General features: G+C 60.6%; 23 protein-coding genes. 12 read left to right on the plus strand and 11 right to left on the minus strand.

The features are described from left to right. The first annotated feature begins 46 nt into the window (after positions 1-46). A complete protein-coding gene (locus I6L39_RS09090; RefSeq protein WP_216991605.1) occupies positions 47-1003 on the plus strand; it encodes a site-specific integrase in 957 nt (318 codons plus the stop codon). Between the two features lie 300 nt (positions 1004-1303). On the opposite strand, the gene I6L39_RS09095 is transcribed toward I6L39_RS09090, so the two are convergent. The 3 genes from I6L39_RS09095 to I6L39_RS09105 all read right to left on the minus strand — a co-directional run bounded on the left by I6L39_RS09095 (position 1304) and on the right by I6L39_RS09105 (position 7940). Then, on the minus strand, positions 1304-5866 hold the full coding sequence (locus tag I6L39_RS09095) for a PAS domain S-box protein (RefSeq protein ID WP_216991606.1): 4563 nt from the start codon (positions 5864-5866) through the stop codon (positions 1304-1306). A gap of 12 nt (positions 5867-5878) precedes the next feature. Beyond that, positions 5879-6667 (minus strand): ABC transporter substrate-binding protein, encoded by a 789-nt coding sequence (locus tag I6L39_RS09100; RefSeq protein ID WP_209794922.1) that lies wholly within the window; start codon positions 6665-6667, stop codon positions 5879-5881. Positions 6668-6803: 136 nt separating this feature from the next. Beyond that, positions 6804-7940, minus strand: coding sequence for an HD-GYP domain-containing protein (locus I6L39_RS09105; RefSeq protein ID WP_216991607.1), 1137 nt, complete (start codon positions 7938-7940; stop codon positions 6804-6806). Positions 7941-8123: 183 nt separating this feature from the next. Between I6L39_RS09105 and I6L39_RS09110 the strand changes: the two genes are divergently transcribed. From I6L39_RS09110 to I6L39_RS09130, 5 genes are all read left to right on the plus strand, one after another. Beyond that, a protein-coding gene (locus I6L39_RS09110) for an IS3 family transposase (protein ID WP_216990557.1) occupies positions 8124-9277 on the plus strand; the annotation gives its coding sequence in 2 pieces (ribosomal slippage) (positions 8124-8361 and positions 8361-9277; 1155 coding nt in all). Between the two features lie 134 nt (positions 9278-9411). Then, positions 9412-9675, plus strand: coding sequence for a pyocin activator PrtN family protein (locus I6L39_RS09115; RefSeq protein ID WP_045523228.1), 264 nt, complete (start codon positions 9412-9414; stop codon positions 9673-9675). Positions 9676-10255: 580 nt separating this feature from the next. Continuing rightward, positions 10256-10714 carry a zinc uptake transcriptional repressor Zur gene (gene zur, locus I6L39_RS09120; protein ID WP_209793651.1) on the plus strand — a complete coding sequence of 153 codons (459 nt, stop codon included), beginning with the start codon at positions 10256-10258 and terminating at the stop codon, positions 10712-10714. Then, positions 10704-11165 carry a chemotaxis protein CheX gene (locus I6L39_RS09125; RefSeq protein WP_042079333.1) on the plus strand — a complete coding sequence of 154 codons (462 nt, stop codon included), beginning with the start codon at positions 10704-10706 and terminating at the stop codon, positions 11163-11165. Before zur ends, I6L39_RS09125 begins: the two co-directional genes overlap by 11 nt. Before the next feature lie 5 nt (positions 11166-11170). Then, positions 11171-11398 carry a hypothetical protein gene (locus I6L39_RS09130; protein WP_042079332.1) on the plus strand — a complete coding sequence of 76 codons (228 nt, stop codon included), beginning with the start codon at positions 11171-11173 and terminating at the stop codon, positions 11396-11398. Positions 11399-11489: 91 nt separating this feature from the next. Here I6L39_RS09130 and brnQ read toward each other — a convergent pair whose 3' ends face one another. Beyond that, a complete protein-coding gene (brnQ, locus tag I6L39_RS09135) occupies positions 11490-12752 on the minus strand; it encodes a branched-chain amino acid transport system II carrier protein (protein ID WP_254203776.1) in 1263 nt (420 codons plus the stop codon). A 235-nt stretch (positions 12753-12987) separates the two neighbouring features. Next, positions 12988-13698 carry a tRNA1(Val) (adenine(37)-N6)-methyltransferase gene (locus tag I6L39_RS09140; protein ID WP_216991609.1) on the minus strand — a complete coding sequence of 237 codons (711 nt, stop codon included), beginning with the start codon at positions 13696-13698 and terminating at the stop codon, positions 12988-12990. A 127-nt stretch (positions 13699-13825) separates the two neighbouring features. Here I6L39_RS09140 and srmB point away from each other — a divergent pair, with 127 nt between their 5' ends. Further along, positions 13826-15046: an ATP-dependent RNA helicase SrmB gene (gene srmB / locus I6L39_RS09145; protein ID WP_209793648.1), complete on the plus strand. Its 1221-nt coding sequence runs from the start codon at positions 13826-13828 to the stop codon at positions 15044-15046. Positions 15047-15219: 173 nt separating this feature from the next. Here the strand turns inward: srmB and yaaA are convergent, their stop codons facing one another. From yaaA to tapT, 3 genes are read right to left on the minus strand one after another with little or no spacing between them, the layout of a single operon-like run. Continuing rightward, positions 15220-15993 carry a peroxide stress protein YaaA gene (gene yaaA / locus I6L39_RS09150; RefSeq protein ID WP_216991610.1) on the minus strand — a complete coding sequence of 258 codons (774 nt, stop codon included), beginning with the start codon at positions 15991-15993 and terminating at the stop codon, positions 15220-15222. A gap of 31 nt (positions 15994-16024) precedes the next feature. Next, positions 16025-17134 carry a PilT/PilU family type 4a pilus ATPase gene (locus I6L39_RS09155; RefSeq protein WP_042079328.1) on the minus strand — a complete coding sequence of 370 codons (1110 nt, stop codon included), beginning with the start codon at positions 17132-17134 and terminating at the stop codon, positions 16025-16027. A gap of 23 nt (positions 17135-17157) precedes the next feature. Next, entirely contained in the window at positions 17158-18192 is a 1035-nt protein-coding gene (gene tapT / locus I6L39_RS09160; protein ID WP_042079327.1) for a type IVa pilus ATPase TapT, read from the minus strand. A 39-nt stretch (positions 18193-18231) separates the two neighbouring features. On the opposite strand from tapT, the gene I6L39_RS09165 reads away from it, so the two are divergent. The 5 genes from I6L39_RS09165 (at position 18232) to I6L39_RS09185 (ending at position 21266) form a co-directional block, all read left to right on the plus strand. Continuing rightward, the gene (locus I6L39_RS09165; protein WP_042079326.1) at positions 18232-18933 is read left to right on the plus strand and encodes a YggS family pyridoxal phosphate-dependent enzyme; all 702 of its coding nucleotides are present in this window, start codon (positions 18232-18234) and stop codon (positions 18931-18933) included. Positions 18934-19133: 200 nt separating this feature from the next. Next, positions 19134-19958, plus strand: a complete 825-nt coding sequence (gene proC / locus I6L39_RS09170) for a pyrroline-5-carboxylate reductase (protein ID WP_216991611.1) — start codon at positions 19134-19136, stop codon at positions 19956-19958. 24 nt (positions 19959-19982) lie between these two features. Further along, positions 19983-20534, plus strand: a complete 552-nt coding sequence (locus tag I6L39_RS09175; protein ID WP_209793643.1) for a YggT family protein — start codon at positions 19983-19985, stop codon at positions 20532-20534. Then, entirely contained in the window at positions 20534-20842 is a 309-nt protein-coding gene (yggU, locus tag I6L39_RS09180) for a DUF167 family protein YggU (RefSeq protein ID WP_209793642.1), read from the plus strand. The genes I6L39_RS09175 and yggU overlap by 1 nt, the downstream gene beginning before the upstream one ends. A 4-nt stretch (positions 20843-20846) precedes the next feature. Next, entirely contained in the window at positions 20847-21266 is a 420-nt protein-coding gene (locus I6L39_RS09185; RefSeq protein WP_042079322.1) for a DUF4426 domain-containing protein, read from the plus strand. 78 nt (positions 21267-21344) lie between these two features. Here the strand turns inward: I6L39_RS09185 and I6L39_RS09190 are convergent, their stop codons facing one another. From I6L39_RS09190 to I6L39_RS09200, 3 genes are all read right to left on the minus strand, one after another. After that, positions 21345-22175 carry a CPBP family intramembrane glutamic endopeptidase gene (locus I6L39_RS09190; protein WP_216991612.1) on the minus strand — a complete coding sequence of 277 codons (831 nt, stop codon included), beginning with the start codon at positions 22173-22175 and terminating at the stop codon, positions 21345-21347. A gap of 193 nt (positions 22176-22368) precedes the next feature. Then, positions 22369-22659 (minus strand): hypothetical protein, encoded by a 291-nt coding sequence (locus I6L39_RS09195; protein WP_042079320.1) that lies wholly within the window; start codon positions 22657-22659, stop codon positions 22369-22371. A gap of 50 nt (positions 22660-22709) precedes the next feature. Next, positions 22710-23084 (minus strand): YacL family protein, encoded by a 375-nt coding sequence (locus I6L39_RS09200; protein ID WP_216991613.1) that lies wholly within the window; start codon positions 23082-23084, stop codon positions 22710-22712. Between the last annotated feature and the right edge of the window lie 68 nt (positions 23085-23152).

The following is a 23152-nucleotide window of genomic DNA, read 5'->3' on the forward strand; positions in this document are numbered from 1 at the left end:
AGAATCCCGAACCTTTGGCAGACAGTCCGACGCCAAGAGCTGGGGAATGCAGATGGTTGCGATGATCGAGAGGGATGGTTTGCCTGGCCTGGTGCAACCCGTTCCCACCATCCGCGAACTCATTTCACTCTACCGTGCCCATCCAGCTATCAGCCCCACCATAGGCAGAACCAAGGCCTACTGCCTCGATCTGGTTGCCGACTGCGATATCGCGGCGCTCAATGCCGACCAGCTCACCATCAAGGATCTGGTTGACCACTGTCAGGCGAGAAAGCGTGCAGGAGCCTCGCCTGCCACCATAGCCCACGACATCAGCTACCTTGGCTCTGTCTTTGCAGCGGCCAGCCCCGTCTTCAATATTCCGATCGACAACAAGCTCATCTTGGAAGCTCGCAAGACCCTCAACAACCTGAAACTGGTGGGGAAGGCCCAGAAGCGCACTCGCCGCCCGGTGAGCAATGAACTGGAGCGGATCATCCAGGGACTGGAAAAACGGCAGAGCCACAGCATGGCCAAGATCCCCTACACAGACCTGCTCAACTTCGCCATCCTGAGTTGCATGCGAATAAGCGAGGTGTGCAAGATCAAGTGGTCTGGCGTAGATGAGAAGAACCGTGCAGTAATGGTGGAAGACCGCAAAGACCCGAGAAAGAAGATAGGGAACCATATGCTGGTTCCTCTGTTGGGCGAAGCCTGGGAGATCCTCAAGCGTCAACCCAGAACCGACGATCGCATCTTCCCCTACAACGGCAAGAGCGTCACCGCCGGTTTTCAACGAGTCAGAACAGAGTTTGGTATTGAAGACCTGCGCTGGCACGACCTACGCCGCGAAGGAGCCTGCCGTCTGTTTGAGGCAGGCTTTGTCATCGACGAGGTCGCCCAGGTTACCGGCCATAGAAACATCAACATCCTCTGGCAGATCTATACCGACCTCTATCCCAACCGGGTACATGCCAAGTTTGAGCGACTACAACAGGCCAAGGTGGTAGAAGAGGCCAGATAAAGTGGGAAAAGTGGGAGCATCTGCTCCCATTCACAGGCCTTTGAGATCACAGTACGAGAATGTAATACCAACGTGGCACATCTTTCGCAGCCCCAGGCAGACGCAGAGATTTCAAGCTCACTTCATCGTTATGACAGCACTAACCTGAATCGCTGAGAATAGCATAATCGGCATTATGCTACCTTTTCCCATCCATATTTTTGTCCAACCGACGTCGGCTTCGAGATGATTTGACCACCACAGTAACTACGGGAAACTACACAACTCTTAATCAGTTGATAGGGCGACATTTGATTTTCGTCACTTCAAGAGCGCAGCTAACGCCGCGTCGAACTCGAAGCGTTCCACCTGCTGTGCCACCTTGGCCAGGCGTTCGACCAATTCGGGCTGCAGGGAGAGGGCTTGCAACTCGACCAGCACCTCGATCGCTTCGCTGTCGCTCTCTGCCAGTAGTTGGCCAAGCCTGGCCAATCGTGGCTGTATGTCCGCATCGGGGAGGGCTACCGACGGCGCAGGCTCTAGCGTATCTGCATCCAATACGGCCAGGGCGGCGAGCACAGGGGCCAGGCTTTGTTCCACCCTGTTGAGCGCAGTCTGGAGCTGCTCACCCCTCGCACTGGATTGACAACACAACTCCAGCTCGGCCGCCGCTTGGGCGACCTCGAAGGCTCCGATGTTGCCGGCCGTCCCCTTCAGGCTGTGCGCGAGCCGGGTTGCCGCCGAGGCATCGGGATCCGCGAGGGCGGCCGCGAACTGCGCGGCGAAGCCCTGATTGGCGGCATGGAACTTGCGAAGCAACCGCTGATAGAGCTCAGCCTTCCCCTGGCAGGTGGCCAGGCCGGCAGCCTGATCAATGCCATCCAGCTCGGTAGGTAAGAGACCTGTAGGCGGCACAGCCTCGAGCGCAGTCACGCTGGCCATTACTGGTTGACGGGCGCGTGGCTTGATCCATTTGGCCAGGGTCGCGAACATACTGGCCACGTCGAGAGGTTTGGCGATGTGATCGTTCATGCCACAGGCCAACGCCTGCTCCCGATCGCCGCTCATGGCGTTGGCGGTCATGGCGATCACCGGCAATGTGGCAAAGCGCGACTGCTGGCGGATAAACTTGGTGGCCGTATAACCGTCCATCACCGGCATCTGGCAATCCATCAGGACGCCGTCGAAGTCGGCGTCCTGCGCAAGCAGGTCGAGCGCCTCCTGGCCGTTGACCGCCAGGCTGAGGGATATGCCCGCCTCCTGCAGCAGCTCGCTGGCCAGCTCGCGGTTCAATTCGTTGTCTTCCACCAGCAGCAGGCGGGCACCACTCAGGCTGGCCGTGGCGCTGGCATTCAGTTCTGATCGCTCGGTCGTCCGGCTGTCGACGAGTCGGATCTTGCCAAGTACGCTGCCGAGCGCCTCCAGCAGGTTAGATGGAGTAACAGGTTTGGTCAGCACCACGGGCAATTCCACCCCCTGCGACTCGGCCTGCTCACGAACCTCCTCGCGGCCGAAGGCGGTGACCATGATCACCGACGGCGTCTGCGCCAGATTGGCAGCATGCATCTGCCGCACCGTCTCCACTCCGTCCATGCCCGGCATGCGCCAGTCCATCAGCACCAGATCATAGGGCAGTGACTTGCCCTCGGCCGCTATCAGCATCGCCAGAGCGGCGCGGCCACTGTCGGCCACATCCACCTCAATGCCGAAGCTGCGGGCCATGCCATAGAGGATTTCGCGGGCGCTGGCGTTGTCGTCCACCACCAGGGCCCGCACACCTAACAGCTCATCCTGGGTGAACATGCGCCGCGGCAGCTCGCCACGCTGCCGCCCCAGCATGACGCAGAAGTGGAAAGTCGAACCTTGTCCCAACACGCTTTCCACCCAGATGCGTCCCCCCATCAGTTCCACCAGCCGCTTGGAGATGGCCAGACCCAGACCAGTACCGCCGTACTTACGGGTGGTCGAGCTGTCGGCCTGGCTGAACGACTGGAACATCCGTTCGCACTGCTGGCCGCTGATGCCGATGCCTGTGTCGCGCACCCAAAAGTGCAACTCCAGGTGTTCACCCTCGTCATGGAGCACCTCGGCTCCCACCACTATCTCCCCCCGCTCGGTGAATTTGGCCGCGTTGTTGCCGAGGTTGATCAGGATTTGCCCCAGCCGCAGCGGGTCGCCGATCAGCGCCGTCGGCAGATCGTGCGCCGTGTCGAACAGCAGCTCCAGCCCCTTCTCCTCGGCCCTCAGGCCAATCATGTTGGCGAAATTGTCCAGCACGTCCTCCAGACGGAAGGGGATAAGCTCCAGCTCCATCTTGCCCGCCTCGATCTTCGAGAAATCGAGGATGTCGTTGATGATCCCGAGCAGATTCTCCGCCGAGCGGTGCACCTTCTCGATGTAGTTGCGCTGACGGCGATCTAGCTGGGTGCGCAGGGCGAGATGGCTCATGCCGATGATGGCATTCATGGGGGTACGGATCTCGTGGCTCATGTTGGCGAGGAAGGCGCTCTTGGCCTGGGTCGCCTCTTCCGCTACTGCCCGCGCCTCGGTCAGCGCCGTGACATCGATGTTGACCCCGGTTGCGCGCAGCGGAGTACCGTCTGGTGTGCGTGTGAAGCGGCATAGCGACTTGAAGGTTCGCACTGCCCCGTCACTTTGACGCACGATGCGAAAGTCGAACTCAATCCGATCGGCCCCCCCCTCGATCGCGCGCTCGAAGACCTGGCTGGCTGACTCGACATCGTCAGGATGCAGCAACCTCTTCCAGTGCTCCTGGGTGCCGCCGAAGCCCCTGGGCTCGAGCCCGAACATCTGCTCCAGTTGCGGCGTCCAGTAGTTGCGGCCTGTCACGAGATCGATGTCGAACAGGCCGATGCCGCCTGCCTCCTGCACCAGGGTCAGGCGTTCGCTGGCCGTGCGCAGGGCCTGCTCGGCTATCCTGCGCTCGGTGATGTCGCGGATGGCGCTGGATACCAGCACCCCATCCTCGGTCTCAATGGGGCTCAAGCTGATCTCCACTGGAAACTCCCGGCCGTCCCTGTGCAAGCCGAACAACTCCTGTCCCTGCCCCATAGCCCTCGCCTGAGGCTGACCAAAGAACTGATCACGCTGGCTCGGATGATGGGGGCGGTAGCGCGCCGGCACCAGCATTTCGATCTTGCGCCCCAGCAGCTCCTCACGGTTCCAGCCGAACAGCTCGAGGGCCCGCCGGTTGACCAGCACTATGTCACCCTCGTGATTGACTATCACCATGGCATCCGGAGCGGACTCTAGAAGATCCCTGAACTTGCGCTCGGCCGCCCGGCGCCGGGTAATGTCCCGATACACCACCACAGAGCCGATCAGCGTATCGCCCTTGAGCATCGGGGTGGTTGAGTATTCCACTGCAATCGAGCTACCGTCCTTACGCCAGAACACCTCACTGTCCACGGTGCGCGGCTGGCCGTCGCGCCCGGTCAGGTACATGGGGCACTCCTCGAGGGGAAACTCGCGCCCATCGGCATGATGGTGATGCACCAGCGCATGCATCTGCCGGCCGACCAGCTCATCCGTGCGGTAGCCGAGCATGGCCGGTGCCGCCGGATTGGCAAAGGTCATCACGCCCTCGGTATCCAGCCCGACGATGCCATCGTTGACCGATTCCAAGAGCAGCCTGGTACGCTCTTCCAGCTCGCTGCGCTCCTGCAACTCGCGCAATGTCGCTTGCTTGCTCATCAACAAGGCAAGACTGAAGGCGATCACCGGCACCGCGTCGGTCAGCACCTCCTCCTGATATCGGGGAACATTCATGTAGCCCAACTCCAGCACGGCGATCACCCTCTCTGCACTTCGGATAGGGACGATGGACAGCGTGCGTGGCACGGCAGAAAGAAGGCCGGACTGGATCCTGATTGCCTCATCCGGCAGGTTCTGACACTGTATCACCCTGCCCGTCGCCACAGCCTCACCAGCCAACCCCTCACTCATCTTGAACGGCCTGCAACCCGATGGTTCGATGCCAAATCCGGCCCGGCAGCGAAAATCGCCCTCGTCCTCATCGTGGACGAAGAAGGCCCCCACATCGGCCCCCAGCCAGGGGATAAGATATTGCAGCAATCGCTGGCCGAATTGGGCCAGATCGTCGCTGTTTTGCAACTGCTGCGACAGCTCGCCAGCCCGCGCCTTGCCCCCCAGCACAGTTTCCTGCCTGTTCGCCTCCTCGCGGATCCGGCGCAACGCCAAGTTAAAGCCGCGGATCAGGCCGGCAAGCTCCTGATGCTGGCCCTCCGGCAACTCGGTGATGCCGCTGGCGGTCTCTCCGTTCTGTCCACCCAGCATCATGAGCGCCTCACGCAGATCGGCCAACGGCCGGAAGACGATGCGCAGGCTGGTGAGCAACAGGACTATCAGCACCAGATCCACGGCCAGGATCTGCAGGATGAGCTGGTAGAAGTTGCTGCGGATGGTCGCGTCGAGTTTGTCGCGGGAGAACTGTACGCGCAGGAGACCGATACGTTCATCGGGCTTATCGGTGAGGACGATCACCTTCTCCAGCGTGAGCGCATGCATCGGCAAGTCGTCCTTGAGCGCCACGATAGCTCCCGTGGCATCGCGGTTGAAGGCGGCAATCGTCACGTCATTTACATCTTTGATTTCCAGTGCGGCAATCTCGGGAATAGCCAGTTGGGCGCGCAAAAGATTAGCGATCACATCCTTGTTAAGCTCCCACAGTGGCGTTGCCGCGCTCTGGGCGATGCGGTTCAACGCCCCCACCTGAAGATCGCCGAAGCGTTCGTTTAGTTCGCCGACGAGGCGCGAGTGACCGTAGAAGCCGGAAACGGCCAGGGTCAGGGTGACTGCCATCATGAGCAGGAGCGATAAACGGGCACGCAGTGAATGAAACACACAGCCTCCTTGCTAGGGCTCAACGGAGAAATATCGCTCGGTGTACTTGCGGTAAATGGCCTCATAGCGCCCATCCTTGCGCATGAGAGCGATAGCCTTGTCAAAACCGTCGCGTACCGCAGGATCAGTAAAGGCGGCCTTGAAGCGCGTCGGCGGGAAGATGTCGTAACTGATGACCTCCTGCCCGGGCTCAACCTGACGCTCGGCGATCAGCTTCTGGTGGTAATAACGGAAGATGCTCTCATCCATGATCGCGACATCTATCCGGCCGAGCAGCAGCATATGAACCTGGCTCTGTTGCTGAGCCAGCTCCTTGTAGCGGGGGTTGCCGGCAACGGCCCGAGCAAACTCCTCCCCCAGATAGCGTTCGGCATACTGGAAGGCGATCACAGACTTACCGCCCAGATCGGCAATACGGTGAATGACCTGCTGGCTGGACTTCAGGACAAAGGCCCGGTTGTGGTATTGCATGAAGTAATCGGAGTATTCAGCCTGTAGCCCAGAACTCTCCTGAATAATGGTCGTGCCGTCTACCTGCCGATCGGCAAACATCCTGAAACCGCGTTCGATAGGAACATAGATAGGCTTGACCTGATAACCGCCCTCCGCCAGAGCGGTGCGAACTATGTCAAGCAGGATGCCACTACCGTCTTCGAAGACATAGGGAGGCGTGTACTGGCTGACGACGATCTTAAGCTCGGTCGCGAACCCTTGGCCGCCGAGACAGATAAACAGAGACAGGGCCTTGAACAATCGCATCAACACGATATCTTCCCTCTTACCTTGAATGCCGAGCTCCATACAGCACCCTGCAGCTCAGCATTAGACAGAAAGTCAGCGCAGGTACCCGGATGGAAGGCTCAAAGACCCCTGGCGAATGATGTCCGGTGCTTCCTCGTGAGGCATTCCCGGCAGCAGAGTGGCTCTTTGTCTTGGCTCAGGGGGTTGGCTGTTGCTTGGCCAAACCCTGCTCGCTGTCGCTGAAGCGTTCGGCGATGGCCTTGAATTGCTCGGTGGCGGACAGGAAGGCGGCACAGACGTCCGGATCGAAGTGCCAGCCCCCTCCCTGGCGGATGATATCCACAGCCTCCTCGTGCGGCATGCCCGGCTTGTAGACCCGGTGACTGATCAACGCATCATAGACATCGGCCACCGCCATCAACCTGGCACTGATGGGGATGTCATCCCCAGAGAGGCCCAGGGGATAACCGCTGCCATCCCACTTCTCCTGATGGCTGTAGGCGATCTCCTTGGCCAGGCGCAGAAAATCCACCGGAAACCCGAGCTGATCCTCGGCCCGCTGGATAGCATCGCGCCCGAGCGTGGTGTGGGTCATCATGATCTCGAACTCTTCCTTAGTGAGGCGACCGGGTTTCAGCAGGATATGATCGGGGATGCCGACCTTACCAATGTCATGCAAGGGAGCCGACTTGAACAACAGGTGAATGGTCTCGTCATTGAGGAAGTGGCGAAAACGGGGGTGATCACGCAGCAGCTCGGCCAGTAGCTTGACGTAGTGCTGAGTCCGGCGAATATGGTTGCCGGTTTCATTGTCGCGGGTCTCCGCAAGAGAGGCCATGGCCTGGATGGTCACCTCCTGGATGGCCACCACCTCACGGGTCCGGCGCTGGACCTCCTGCTCGAGAAAATCGTTCTGATCCCGCAGAAAGTCGGCGGCCGCCTTAAGCTTAATCTGGGTTTCGACCCGCGCCAGCACTCGCGACGGGCTGATGGGCTTGGTGATGTAATCGACGGCCCCCAGCGCCAGCCCCTGGAGCTCGCTCTCCACCGCCGCCATGGAGGTGAGGAAGATGATGGGGATATGGCGGGTGCGGGCATCTTGCTGCAACTGTTCAGCCACCTGCAACCCGGACAGTCCGGGCATCATGATATCCAACAGAATGAGATCCGGCAGCGGATCTCCCGCCAGAATGCGCAGCGCCTTCTCACCATTGTTGGCTAGCTTGACCCTGTACTTGTCCTTGAGCAGCTCTGCCATCAGCATCAGGTTGTCCGGGGTATCGTCCACTACCAGTATGGTGGCGGGTTGATGGGAATTATATGAGTCTCTCATGATAGGCGCCATTCATGTTTAATTGAGAGGTGATAGCTAACATGTTTAAAAACAACATAAATTCCAAAAAATGCAACACTTAGTATGAGCTAACGATAGTACATGTAGTGATGTAATGGATGAATCGCCCCTACTTTCCTAGACACCTCAAGAGCCTCAAACTGAGGTCAATCAGGAGGTGTTATGAGCAAGCAGCAACGTTACACAGAAGAATTCAAACTGGCAGCCGTCAAGCAGGTGACTGAGCGCAATTACCCAGTAGCAGAGGTCGCTGAACGACTTGGTATTTCCAGCCACAGTCTTTATGTCTGGATCAAACGCTACAGCCAACCCGAAGCGCAGCAACAGGATGACTCCAGCCAGCAAGCCGAAATTCGGCGCCTCAAGGCTGAACTGCGTCGCGTCACCGATGAGCGAGATATCTTAAAAAAGGCCGCCGCGTACTTTGCCAAGCTGTCAGGGTAAGGTACGCCTTCATCCGGGAGCACGCGTCCGCACATCCCATCCGCAGACTGTGTCGGATGATGAATGTCCACCCGAGCGGTTATTACGCCTGGCAGCACCAGCCTTTATCTGCCCGAGCCCTGGAAGACCAACGCCTTCTTGGCCAGATCAAGCAATGTTGGCTAGAAAGCGGGGGCATCTATGGTTATCGCAAGATCCGGGATGACCTGCGAGAGATGGGCGAGACCTGTGGGAAACACCGGGTGGCGCGATTAATGCGTCATGAAGGTTTACGTTCACAAACCGGTTATCGCCGCCGTCCCGGTCATTATGGTGGCCGGCCAACGGTGGTTGCACCGAACCATCTTGAACGCCAGTTCGATGTGACTGAGCCAAATAAGGTCTGGGTAACAGACATCACTTATATCCGAACCCATGAAGGTTGGCTCTATCTGGCTGCGGTATTGGATTTGTTCTCACGACAAGTCATTGGTTGGTCAATGGGGCCACGTATCGACCGAGAGCTGGCTATCAGCGCGTTACTGATGGCGGTGTGGCGACGGCGACCGGAGCAGGAAGTGCTGGTTCATTCCGACCAAGGGAGCCAGTTTAGCAGCTATGACTGGCAGGATTTTTTGCGGGATCATCGGCTTAAGGCCAGCATGAGCAGACGTGGCAATTGTCATGATAACGCGGTGGCGGAGAGTTTCTTCCAGCTCCTAAAACGCGAGCGGATCCGACGTAAAACCTATGCGGATCGCGAGGAAGCCCGGCAGGATGTGTTCGATTACATTGAAATGTTTTACAACCCCAAGCGCCGGCACAGTTTCAACAATGGGCTATCGCCAGTAGAGTGTGAAAAGCAATATTTCGAGCGGCTCGAAAGTGTCTAGAGAAGCCGGGGCGATTCAGCCCGCTATTTTGCCATCTGGCCAGAACGTATCAAGAGAGACCTGACCGAGCTGGAGGTGGATTAATGGATTTCCCGGTTTTCCCAGTTTCACCGGCTCTGTTGTGAGGTGACAGCATGCAAACCGTTTTTATGCTCTTGGCGCAATACGAGAAACCTGTCGTGCCGCTTAAAGACATTTGTAGTGATTATTTTGGTCTGTCATATCAAACAGCCAGACAGCGGGCAAACGCAGGGATGTTACCCATCCCGACGTTCAGAACCAGCCAAAAGAGCGACTATCTGGTGCACCTGACTGACCTGGCCAGCTATATAGATCAGCAGAGAGAGAAAGAAGTGCGTAGGCTAACTGCGATCACGAAGATGGAGGCTCGAAGATAATCTTCTGGAAGGGCAAGCCCGCGAATCGCGGGCTTTTTCATTTTTGGTCTTTGTCAGTGGCCTAGGTCAGGTGGTAGACGTTCCTGCTAGCACAGCAAACAGCTCAAGGAAGGCACATAGGCAGAACCGTACGACGATGCTACTACCCATGTTCCCTCCTATTCGCTCTTAAGATCTGGAGTGGGTATAATCAAATGGTCACCAACATCAACATAACCTGTTGATGATGTTGATTTTTGTATTTAACGAACAAAGTTGTTGGGACATATTCGCAGAGTAGACAAGAAAAGCTGAAAGGCTTGAGAAAACTCCTGATTAAAGCCGTTTTGGCCGCCACCTGCCCCATATCTGCCCCATGGAAATTGAAGGCCACGCCTGATAAGGGCTAGAGAAAAAATCTCACCAATCCAGCATGGGGGCGATGGAAAAGCGCTGCGCCTGCATAAAAATCATCCGGGTTGGCCAAACAAGGGGGCGGATTCTACCACAACGTGAGACAGGCTCCGAAAATGAATTTTGTCGCCGCGCCGGGTAGGCCCTGTGATAGTATCCGGCTAATTGACAGGGTATCTGCGTGATCATGAATCAAGACCAACTTCTACAACGAGCGGAGCGCCTCTGCGAGCAGCGCGGGATCCGCTTCACCCCCACCCGGCGCCAGGTGTTCCGACTGCTTGCCGCTCATGGCAATGCCATCAGCGCCTACGATCTGCTGGCCCAGTTGCAGCGGACCGAGGCCCATGCCAAGCCCCCCACCGTCTACCGGGCGCTCGACTTCCTGCTCGAGCAGGGGTTTGCCCACAAGGTGGAGTCGCTCAACGCCTTCATCTTCTGCTGCCATTTCGACCATGCCCATCCGATGCAATTGTTGATCTGCGACCGCTGCAAGGAGGTGGTGGAGCTGCATGATCCGGCCATCGACGGCGCCTTTTCCGAGCAGGCTCGCCAGCATGGTTTTACTATTACCAACAAGACCATAGAAGCTCATGGCCAATGCGCTAGCTGCTCTGCCATCCTAGGAAGTCAAGATGAAGGCTGATTTTGTAAACCCGTTCCTGCTCTCCCTGCTCAACGTGCTCTCCACCATGGCGCAGCTGGAGCTCAAACCTGGCGCCCCCAAGCGCAAGACGGACGAGCTGGCACGGGGAGACGTCTCCGGCCTCATCGGCATGGTGGGTCCGCAGACCCGGGGCTCCCTCTCCATCAGCTTCGAGAAAGGGCTGGCCCTTGAGATCATGCGCCGCATGCTGGGGGAGGCGCCGGCCACCCTCAACGAGGAGGTGACTGACATGGTGGGAGAGATCACCAACATGGTGACGGGCGGCGCCAAGCGCATGCTGGGAGAGAAGGGCTATGAGTTCGACATGGCGACCCCCATCATCGTCTCCGGCCCCAATCACACCATTACCCACAGGGCCGACGGCGCCAAGATCATGATGCCGTTCGATTCTGAATATGGCCGCGCCACCATAGAGATCTGCTTCGAGTAATCGCCATGTGGAAGATGCTGAAATGGAGTGTCATCGGAGGGGTTGTGCTGCTCATCCTGTCGGATATCGAGATCCGCACCTCCCTCTACAAGTACGAGGACAACAGCGTGCAGATCAGTTTCCCGCGCTGGCAGGCCGAACAGCCCTGGGGCACCCTGCGCTGGCACGCCGGCCGGCTCGAACATCACTGGTACGGCCTGGCAGGCAAGCCCAAGCCTGCTCCCGTGCTCTGAGCGAGCGACCATTTCGCACCCACTAACACCAATGAAAGAGGCCAGCAGATGCTGGCCTCTTTTTTATCTAGCGATGGCGCCGGGGTGACGGTCAGGCGGCTTCGGCAGCCAGCTTGTCGGCACCGCGTACCATGACACCCAGGCCGCAGGCCAGCAGGGTCGGCAGCAACCAGGCCAGGCCCTTGTCGAACAGCGGCAGGAAGGCGAACGCATCCATCTTCATGCCGGCGGCGCCCAGGCCGTCCAGGCAGCCGAACAGGAAGGCGACCAGCAGCACGGAGCGGAACACCAGGCGGGGGCGGCCGAAGTAACCCTTCAGGAAGGTGACCAGCACCAGCGCCACGGCCACCGGGTAGATGGCGACCAGGACAGGGATGGAGAGGCTGATGAGCTGGCTCAGACCCACGTTGGCCACCACGGCGCAGATGACGCCCAGCAGCACCACCAGCTTCTTGTAGCTCATGCCGGTGAGGTTGTGGAAGAAGTCGGAGCAGGCGGAGATCAGACCCACTGCGGTGGTGAAGCAGGCCAGGGTGATGATGGCCGCCAGGATGAACTGACCGGGCTGGCCGAACAGGCTCAGCACATAGGCGTTGACGATGGCACCGCCGTTGCTGACGTCGGTGGCGACGCCGGCCGCGGTGTTGCCGAGCTGGAACAGGGAGACATAGACCACGGACAGGCCGATGGCGGAGATGATGCCCGCGATGGCCAAGTACTTGAACTGGCTCTGGTAGTCGTTGATGCCCTTCTGGCGCAGCAGATCGACGATCAGGGCGCCAAACATCAGGGACGCCAGGGTGTCCATGGTGTTGTAGCCCTCCAGGATCCCTTTCACGAAGGGGGTGTTCTGGTAGTCACCGGAAGCGGCAGGCATGGTGCCCTGGGGCGCGACGAAGACACCGACGGCCAGGGTCAGCAGCAGCAGCATCAGCACCGGGGTCAGGTACTTGCCGATGGCGTCCATCAGCTTGCCCTGATTCATGGAGACCAGGATGGAGATGCCAAAGAAGACGACAGTGTAGGCGATCAGCCCGGCCTGGCCCATATCACCGATAAAGGGCTTGAGGCCCATCTCGTAGGCTACCAGGCCGGTACGGGGAGCGGCGAAGGCCGGGCCGATGATGATGTAGATGGCGACGGCCAGGGCGGTGGCCACGCCAGCCGGCAGCAGCTTGGTCATGCCGGCCCAGCCGTTGCCCGCCTTGGCGACGGCGATGATGGTGATCAGGGGCAGACCCACGGCGGTGACCAGGAAGCCCAGCATGGCCAGGGAGAGGTGCTCGCCCGCCATGAAGCCGGCCAGGGGCGGGAAGATGATGTTGCCTGCGCCCAGATAGAAGGCGAAGGTCATGAAGCCCAATCCGAGTACGTCGGACAATGTGAGTGATTTCGTCAAGTTCAACCTCGTCTGTCTTGTAAACTATTGCTTGTTATAGTTTTTTATTGGTCGGTGACCGGCGTTGTTCAGGGGTAAAAAAAAGAGCCCCGCTGATTTTTTCATCGCGACCAGTGGTTTGAACTGGTCTGGAGCGGGCGCTCATTTAGCAGTCAGCATAATGATGTGAAAAAATAGTTCAAGGCAAAATTTACATCTTCAAATAGAAGGGGCTGGTGAGTTGGATATATCTGTCGGAATAGCCGCCGGTAGCAGAATGGATGACAATTTCACCCCTGTTGCACTTGTTTAATCCTCTGCCAAGTAGCAATAAAACACGATTTGCCTCTTTCCCCTCCCTGGTGATAACAGCCAGATAACAACTCGCATGCAGATCATAACTCGACGAAATGCATAAAATTTCATCCGCCATCGCCGTCGGCAGCACCAGGGCCAGCTGTCCATGCCGGTTCAGCAGACGGTTGCTTGCGGCCAGCAATCCGTGGGGATCGAGTGCTCCCGTGTGACGGGCCAGGGCCCTGGCCGGATCGCGAAATGGCTGGCCTGCCACGAAGTAGGGAGGGTTGGAGACGATCAGATCATAGGGTTCGGCGTGATAATCCTGAATGGCGCTCTCTATGACGGTGACCCGGCTGTGCCAGGGGGAGGTGGCGACATTCTCCCTGGCCTGATCGGCTGCATCCTTATCCAGCTCCACCCCGTCGATCCGGCAGTCGTTCGTGCTGCGCTGGGCCAGCATGAGGGCGATGAGACCGCTGCCGGTGCCGATGTCCAGCACCCGGCGGGCGCCGGTGACCGGTGCCCAGGCCCCCAGCAGGATGCCGTCCGTGCCCACTTTCATGGCGCAACGGTCGTGGTTGACGTGAAATTGCTTGAAGGTAAAACCGCTGCTTCGTCCCATCCGGCTCCCGTCCTGTACCTGCCCGTTGAAAATGGTCGGCGATTATAGCGGCTAAGCCACAGTCACCATAGGAGCCGGCGGCATAATCGCCTATAATCTGCCGTTTCCTTAATGACCGAGTATTGCCATGAGCCAGTCCTTTGATGATTTCGACCTGAATCCAGCCCTCAGCCGGGCCTTGGCCGAGATGGGATTCACCCGCCCCACCACCATTCAGCAGATGGTGCTGGAGCCAGCCCTGGACGGCCGCGATATTCTGGCATCCGCCCCGACAGGCACCGGCAAGACAGCCGCCTTCCTGTTGCCGGCCATGCAGCACCTGCTGGATTTCCCGCGCCGCAAGCCGGGGCCGTGCCGCATGCTGATCCTGACTCCGACCCGCGAGCTGGCCCTGCAGGTCAGCGCCCATGCCAAGGCGCTGGCGGTGCACACCCATCTGAGCATCGAGACCATCATCGGCGGCGTGAGCCACGAGGAGCAACTGCCCGCCCTGACCAAGACTACCGACATCGTCGTCGCCACCCCGGGCCGTCTGCTCGAGTACATCGAGAAAGAGGAGTTCGAGAGCCACGACATCGAGGTGCTGGTGCTGGATGAAGCGGACCGCATGCTGGACATGGGCTTCATCAAGGACGTGAACCGCATCGTGGAAGAGGCGCGCTACCGCAAGCACACCATGCTCTTCTCCGCCACCCTGGAAGGGGCGGGCCTGGAGAAGTTCGCGAGCGAGATCCTGAAAGACCCGGTGGAGCTGCACGCCGAACCGCCGCGCAGCGAACGTCGCCCCATCACTCAGTGGGTGCACTTGGCGGACGATGCCGCCCACAAGCTGGCTCTGCTGGTGCATATCCTGAAAAACCCGGAGACCCAGAAGGCGATTATTTTCGTCAAGACCCGTGAGCGATTGGCGGAGCTTTCCGGCCAGTTGCAGGCGGCAGGCGTGCCCTGTGCCTGGATCCGCGGCGAGATGGAGCAGGCCAAGCGCATCGAGTCGATCCGCAAGTTCCACGAAGGGGAGGTGCCCTTCCTGATTGCCACCGACGTGGCCGCCCGCGGTATCGACCTGCCGAACGTCAGCCATGTCATCAACTACGACATGCCCTACGGCGCCGATGTCTACGTGCACCGCATCGGCCGCACCGGTCGCGCCGGCAACCGTGGCTGTGCCATCAGCCTGGTGGAGGCCCACGACATGGCCATGGTGGCCAAGATCGAGCGTTACACCGAGGAGCGCCTCAAGCGCCGGGTGATCGACGAGCTGCGCCCCAGGCACAAGGAGGCGCGGGTGCCGGTGAAGAAGAAAAAGCCGAAGGATGCCAAGAAGTCGGCCAAGAAGAAAAAGAAGTAAGCCTGCCCGCCAGAACGGCCATCCCCGGATGGCCGTTCTGCTGTCCGGCGCCTGCCGAGGGGTGGAAAAGAAAAAAGCCGACGCATGAACGTCGGCCAACAAAAAGTGCTTACAACAGAGGATTCACAGAGTCAGACCCGAGGATCCCTGACTTGGTTCCCTGCTGGGTGTAATTAATTTTCAGCGCGCTTGAACATCAGGGTGCCTGCATCAGACTCTTCCGGCACGAAGTAGTAGCCGTCGGCGTTGAAGCCGGTCAACTGTTCCACCCTGGTGAGGCGGTGCTTGATGATGTGGCGGGCCATCATGCCGCGCGCCTTCTTGGCGTAGAAGCTGATGATCTTGAACTGGCCGTTCTTCTCGTCCTTGAACACCGGCGTGACGATGCGCCCCTGCAGGGTCTTCGGGCGCACCGACTTGAAATATTCGTCGGAAGCCAGGTTGATCAGCACCTCGTCCCCCTGGGCGGCCAGCGCCTGGTTCAGGTGTTCCGTGATGATGTCGCCCCAGAACTGGTAGAGATCCTTGCCGCGCGCGTTGTCCAGGCGAATGCCCATCTCCAGCCGGTAGGGCATCATCAGATCCAGCGGGCGCAGCACCCCGTAGAGGCCGGAGAGCATGCGCAGGTGCTCCTGGGCGAAGTCGAGATCCCCGTCGTCGAAGTCGTCCGCCGCCAGCCCCGTGTAGACGTCCCCCTTGAATGCCAGCAAGGCCTGGCGGGCGTTGGCCGGGCTGAAGTCGGGTTGCCACTGGGCAAAGCGGGCGGCGTTGAGGCCGGCCAGCTTGTCGCTGATCTTCATCAGGCTGGCGATCTGATCCGGGCTCAGCTGGCGGGCCCGGCCGATCAGCTCGGCGGAGTGGTCCAGCAGCTCGGGTTGGGTGAAACGGGACGTCACCAGGGGCGACTCGTAATCCAGCGTCTTGGCCGGGGAAACCACAATCAGCATAACGATCCTTTATAGCGGTGACGCACGCCCCTCATTCATCCAGGGTGACGTTGTCGAGAGTACCTGCACCCAGCTGCTCGCGCCCCGACAGCTTGATCAGCAGTCGCAGGTCGTTGGCGGAGTCGGCATGGGCAAGGGCCTCACTGTAGCCAATTTGGCCGGCGCAGAACAGGGTGAACAGCGCCTGATCGAAGGTCTGCATGCCGAGCTCGGTGGACTTGGTCATCACCTCCTTGAGCCGATGCATCTCCCCCTTGCGGACGATGTCGGTGATGAGGGGGGTGTTGAGCAGGATTTCGAAGGCGGCGAAGCGGCGACTCCCGTCGATGCTCGGCAGCAGTTGTTGTGCGACGATGGCGCGCAGATTGAAGGAGAGATCGAACAGGAACTGGCGGTGCTTCTCCTGGGGAACCAGGTGGAGGATGCGATCCAGCGCCTGGTTGGCATTGTTGGCGTGCAGGGTGGCGAGGCAGAGGTGGCCCGTCTCGGCAAACTGGATGGCGAACTCCATGGTCTCCTGGTTGCGGATCTCGCCGATCAGGATGACGTCCGGTGCCTGGCGCAGGGAGTTTCTGAGCGCCACGTCGAAGGAGCCGGTGTCGATGCCGACCTCCCGCTGGGTCACCAGGCAGCGACCGTGCTGGTGGACGAACTCCACCGGGTCTTCCACCGTCAGGATGTGGCCGTCGCCATGCTGGTTGCGATAGCCGAGCATGGCCGCCTGGGTGGTGGATTTGCCGGCGCCCGTGGCCCCGACGAATAGCACCAGGCCGCGCTTGGCCATGGCGACGTCCTGCAATATCGGGGGCAGCACCAGCTCGTCGAAGGTGGGAATGCGGGTCTCGATGCGGCGCAGCACCATGCCCGGCAGGTCCTGCTGCCAGAAGGCGCTGACCCGAAAGCGCCCAAGCCCCTCACGATGGATGGCGTAGTTGGCCTCCCGGGTGTGCTGGTAGCGTTCGAAATGCTCGGCATCCAGGCTGCTCTTGACCAGGGCCAGCGCGGTCTGTCTGTCCAGCGGGGTTTCTCCGAGCGGCACCAGGCGCCCGTTGACCTTGAGAGTGGGGGGGGCATCGACCGTGATGAAGAGGTCCGAGCCCTTTTGTTCAACCAGTGCTGCGAGCAGAACATCCATGTCCATGGCATCTCCTTGGGTGTGCGAGCTTAAATGGTGTTGGGGTCGACCGCCTTGGCCTTGGCGTCGAGGGCGGCGACGATCCCCCGGTTGACCAGCTGCTTGAGGCTCTGGTCCATGGTCTGCATGCCGTGGGTCATCCCGGTCTGGATGACGGAGTAGAGCTGGGCCACCTTGTCCTCCCGGATGAGGTTGCGCACGGCGGGAATGCCCATCATGATCTCGTGGGCCGCCACCCGGCCACCCCCGATCCGCTTGAGCAGGGTCTGGGAGATGACCGCCCGCAGGGATTCGGACAGCATGGAACGCACCATGTCCTTCTCCGAGCCGGGGAAGACGTCGATGATACGGTCTATGGTCTTGGCCGCCGACGAGGTGTGCAGGGTGCCAAACACCAGGTGGCCGGTCTCGGCTGCCGTCATGGCGAGGCGGATGGTCTCGAGGTCGCGCATCTCCCCCACCAGTATGATGTCCGGGTCTTCCCGCAGGGCCGAGCGCAGGGCGTTGCTGAAGCTCTTGGTGTCGCGGTGCACCTCCCGCTGGTTGACCAGGCAGCGCTTGTTCTCGTGCACGAATTCGATGGGATCCTCGATGGTGAGGATATGGTGGTGGAAGTTGTCGTTGATGTAGTCAACCATGGCCGCCAGGGTGGTGGACTTGCCCGAACCGGTCGGCCCTGTCACCAGCACCAGGCCGCGGGGAAACTCCGCTATCTTGCGAAATATCTCGGGTGCCGCCAGATCGTCCAGGGTCAGGACTGTGCTCGGAATGGTACGGAACACGGCGCCCGAGCCCCGCGCCTGCTGGAAGGCGTTGACCCGGAAGCGCGCCATGCCGGGCACCTCGAAGGAGAAGTCCACCTCGAAGTTCTCCTCCAGCTCCTTGCGCTGGTGGTCGTTCATGATGTCGTAGATGAGGGCATGGACTTCCCGGTGATCCAGGGCGGGCAAATTGATCTTGCGAACCTCCCCGTCAACCCTGATCATCGGAGGGACCCCGGCGGAGAGGTGTAGATCCGAGGCCTTATGCTTTACACTGAATGCCAATAACTCTGTGATATCCATAGATTTGTTATTCTCCCATCACAAGATCACGAACGAAATATGAGCCAGATTGCCCAGCACCTGCTTCAGGTAAAGGAACGTATTGTAGAGGCTGCCCGACGCGTCGGCCGTGGCGCCGATCATATCCAGTTGCTGGCGGTCAGCAAGACCAAGCCGCTGGTGGACATCCAGGCCGCCTATGCCGCCGGTCAGCGGCGCTTCGGCGAATCCTACGCCCAGGAGGCGGCCCTCAAGATAGATGCCCTGCGTGAGCAGGCCGCCTGCACAGACATAGAGTGGCACTTTATCGGCCCGCTGCAATCGAACAAGTCCAAACTGGTGGCGGAGCGGTTCGACTGGGTGCAAAGCGTCGATCGCGACAAGCTCATCGAGCGTCTCAACAACCAGCGTCCTGCCGGGTTGGCGCCGCTAAATATCTGTCTGCAAATCAATATTAGCGGAGAGAGCAGCAAATCCGGTACGTCGGAGCAAGAGATTTTCCGCCTGGCCGCCCTGGTGGCCCGGAGTGAACGCCTGGTGCTGCGCGGCCTGATGGCGATCCCCGAGCACACCCGTGACGAGGCGGTGCTGGCCGCCCAGATGGCACGCATGCAGGCTCTGTTCACCGAGCTTGCGCAACAATACCCGAGTGTCGATACCCTCTCGATGGGCATGACCGAGGATCTCGAGCCCGCCATCGCCCATGGCAGCACCATGGTGCGGGTCGGTACCGCCATCTTCGGTGCCCGCGACTATTCATGAGCAGGCCCCCGCGATGTCAGGCGGGGCTTGCGCTTTTTTCAGGCAACAGGAGCGTTTGATGCCATTGCCGGCCCAGGGCGGTCAGAACGGGCATCCGCAGCGCTGTCAGCAACAGGAGTGTTTGATGCAGCAGAGAACCCTCGTCCTTATCGGGGCGGGCATGCGGGGCTCCGCAGCCATTTCATCAGCAGGAGTCCAGGATGCAGCATAGAATTCTCGCCTTTATCGGCGCAGGCAACATGAGCCGCAGTATCATTGCCGGCCTCGTCCAGGCCGGCTACCCGGCCGATCGTATCATCGCCGCCAACCCCAGCCGTCCCAAGCTGGACGAGCTGGCCAGCCGGTTTGGCATTCGCGTCACCCAGGACAATGCCGAGGCGGCCCGTGAGGCCGAGGTGATCGTGCTGGCGGTCAAGCCCCAGCTGATGGCGGGCATGCTGACGACGCTGGTGGCCGAACTCGGGTCGCTGGCGGGCAAGCTGCTCGTCTCCATCGCCGCCGGCATCAGGGTGGCGCGTTTGCAGGAGATGGCGGGAGGCCATGGCCGCATCATCCGCACCATGCCCAACACCCCCTCCCTGCTGGGGCTGGGGATGACGGGGCTCTACGCGCCGCCCGGCATCGAGCAGGCCGATCGCGACTGCGCCGAGCAGATGATGCAGGCGGTGGGCAAGACCCTCTGGGTGGAGCAGGAGTCCGGCATCAACGGCGTCATCGCGGCGGCGGGCAGTGCCCCGGCCTACTTCTTCCTGTTCATGCAGGCGATTGCCGAAGAGGCGGAGGCCATGGGCTTCTCCCCCGAACAGGCCAGGCTGCTGGTGCAGCAGACGGCGCTGGGCGCTGCCGCCATGGTGGAGCAGAACCCGGCTCTCTCCCTGCAGACCCTGCGGGAGCAGGTGACCAGCAAGGGGGGGACCACGGCCGAGGCCGTCAAGACCTTCCAGGAGCAGGGGCTGATGGCGCTGACCGCGCGAGCCATGCAGGCGGCCGTTACCCGGGCCGGCGAGATGGAAACCCTTTTTTGAACCCTCTTTTAGCAAGGAGCCCGGATGAACACGGCTTACTTTTTGATTAACACGGTTTTTGATCTCTACCTCATGGTGGTACTGCTGCGGGTCTGGCTGCAGTGGGCCCGCGCCGACTTCTACAACCCCATGAGCCAGATGGTGGTCAAGCTGACCAATCCCCTGGTGGTGCCCCTGCGCCGCGTCATTCCCGGCTTTGGCGGGCTGGACATGGCCTCGGTGCTGCTGGCGTTGCTCATCGCCTTCGCCAAGCTGGCGCTGCTCAAGAGCATGAACGTGCTGCTGACAGACTGGCTGACCCTCAGCCTGTTTGCACTGCTCACCGTGCTGAAGAAGGCGGGCTCCATGATCTTCTGGATCCTGCTGATCCGCGCCATCCTGAGCTGGGTCAGCCAGGGTCGCAACCCCATCGAATACGTGATGCACCAGCTGACCGAACCCTTCCTGGCGCCGATCCGCCGCATCCTGCCCGCCCTGGGAGGGCTGGATCTCTCCGTGCTGGTCGCCTTCATCGCGCTGCAGGCCATAAACTATCTGTTGGGGGATCTGTTCGGTCAGCTGTGGTGGATGATCTGATGCCCGCCGTCCTGCTGGAAGGGGACGAGCTGGTGTTGCATCTGATGATCCAGCCCAAGGCGAGCCGGGATCAGATCGTCGGTTTGCACGGGGACGAGTTGAAAGTGGCCATCACGGCGCCGCCGGTGGATGGCCAGGCCAACAGTCACCTGATCAGGTATCTGGCCAAGCAGTGCAAGGTGGCCAAGGGGCAGGTTCGCATCGTGCGGGGAGAGCTGGGTCGCCACAAGACGGTTGCCATCGAGGCGCCGAGGCAGATCCCCGCCGAGATCGCCGCCCTGCTGGAGAGTGGAACACGAGAAGGATGACATCATGAAAACAGTCTGGATGAGCTGCCTGCTGGCGCTCTTGATGACGTTGCCACTGCGGGCCGAACAGATGAAGGAGCTGGGCCCCTGGCAGGTGCACTACAGCGCCTTCAACTCCAGCTTCCTCACCCCCGAGGTGGCCAAGGCCTATGGCCTGGAGCGCAGCCGTTACAACGGCATCGTCAACATCGCGGTGCAGAACAAGCAGGGGGTGGCGCAGGCAGTGGGGATCAGCGGGGAGGCCAAGAACCTCACCGGCACCATCCGTACCCTGAGCTTCCAGGAGGTGAAGGAGGGGGATTCCATCTACTACCTGGCGGTGTTGCCCTACCGCAACGAGGACACCTACCAGTTCACCCTGACGATCATGGGGGAGGGGCAGCAGCAGACGCTGAGCTTCCAGCAGACCTTCTACGTGGACTAGCACTTTGGTGCTGACAAGCTGCCCCGCACCTCCCGGTGCGGGGCATTTTTTTGCCCGCAGGGAGCCGTTCCCCCGGGCTTAGCGGCTGGCCAGCGGATAGGTGAACAGGGCCAGGTGGGCGAAGTTGAACAGAAAGTGCAGCAGGATGGCGACGCCGAGCCGCCCGCTCAGGTGGAACGCCAGGCCGTAGCAGGCGCCCGCCAGGGTGGCGAACAACACCAGCAGCGGGCCGCCGGCCAGGTGTGCCACCCCGAACAGCAGGCTGGCGATGAGAATGCCCAGCCAGACCCGGGTGCGCCGGGTGATGGCCTGCTGGAGAAAGCCCCGGAACAGCGCCTCTTCTGCCACGCAGGTGAACAGCAGGTTGTTGAGGGCGAACAGCCACCACCAGTGAGGCAGACCTACCTCGGGTCTCAGGGCCCCCAGTTGCCAGGCGGTGATCAGCAGGGCCGACAGCGGCAACAGCAGCAGGGCCAGCGGGCGCCACCGCAGGGGGCCACCCGGACCCGGCAGCGCGGGCCAGGCCAGCAACAGGCCGAAGAAGATCAGCGGCTTGTCGAGATTGAGGTACATGTTGAACGGCACGCTGGCGGGGCCGGCCCGCACCTGGTCCAGCACCTTCAGATTGCTGAACCCCGGGACGAGATGCAGGGTCAGGGCGACGGCCCAGAGCAGTACCAGGGCGAGGGCCATCGGGCGCCAGGGTGGTGGCAGGCTGGGAGTTTGCCAGGCCAGCAGCAGTCCGGCGAGGCTGATTAGCAGGGCCGGAGGCGTGATGCGGCCAAGGGTAAGGGCACCGAGCAGGGCGATGCCCAGCAGGATCAGGCCGGGTGTGCGTTGGCGGGCGAGGCAAAGCAGCACGGCCAGGGCCAGGGCGGCCCAGATCAGGGCATCGGGAAGTGGCAGCATTGAGTCTCCTTGTTGGTTCCAAGGGGCGCACCTTAACGAGCTGCTTCCTCTTGCACAAGGCGCAATGGACTGGTCGGAGCCCTGGATCACCATCTTGCCGAGGCTTCTGACCGGCTTGGACAATAAAAAAGCCGGAGCTGAGGCTCCGGCTTTGGGGACAGGTGGTGGCCAGGCTGACGGGGCCCAAGCCAGATTAACGGCCGGATTCGGCGATGACCCGGGCGATGATGTCGGCACGCTTGCTCGCTTCCAGCTCGCCCAGGGCGATGAGGCCGGCCTTGAAGATCACGTTCTTCGGCAGGCTGACGTCGTCCAGGGTGGTGATGGCCTCCACGTGCATGCCGTTCAGGCGGCTGGCGTCTCGGGGGCTCAGGTTGACCTGGGTGTTCAGCACCTGCTTGCCCTTCTTCTTGGGCTGGGCGGCTTTCTTCGGTTGATCCTGTTCGTCTTCCGGCAGTTCGTCATCAAAATCGTAAATAGACATAGTCAATCCTGTTGGGTTGCAATGGGCATGCTCGCCCGAAATATGAGAGATCAGCCCATATCCTCGTTGCGGATAAAGGCGCGCCAGGAGACAAGCACCTGGGCAAAGTCTTCCAGCCCGCACATGGCCAGCTGTTCATCATCGTAGTAGGCGAGATCGTCGAGATCCTCGTCCTGCTCGATATTGAGGACATTGGCCTTCACCTCGGCCTCCTCGTGGGTCAGCAGCAGGGAGTAGTCGCCGCCGAGCAGCCGATATTCGGTGCGGGTCCGGCCGGAGAGCTGGTCGATGACGGCGAACAGCTCGTCGAGCTTCTCCTCGTCCTTGCCCACTTCGTCGATCAGCCACTGGCCGATGGCCTCGTGGCCCATGGAGAACCGGGCGCGATAGCCACCGAACGGGTCGCGGCGAAATTCATAATCCATAGCGGAGTCCATACCGGATGGGTGGAGCCACCCTGCCACGGTGCGGCATGACGCCGGATCCCTGATCC

Origin of the sequence: Aeromonas sp. FDAARGOS 1409, assembly GCF_019048705.1 — a bacterium.
Taxonomy (GTDB): domain Bacteria; phylum Pseudomonadota; class Gammaproteobacteria; order Enterobacterales; family Aeromonadaceae; genus Aeromonas; species Aeromonas sanarellii.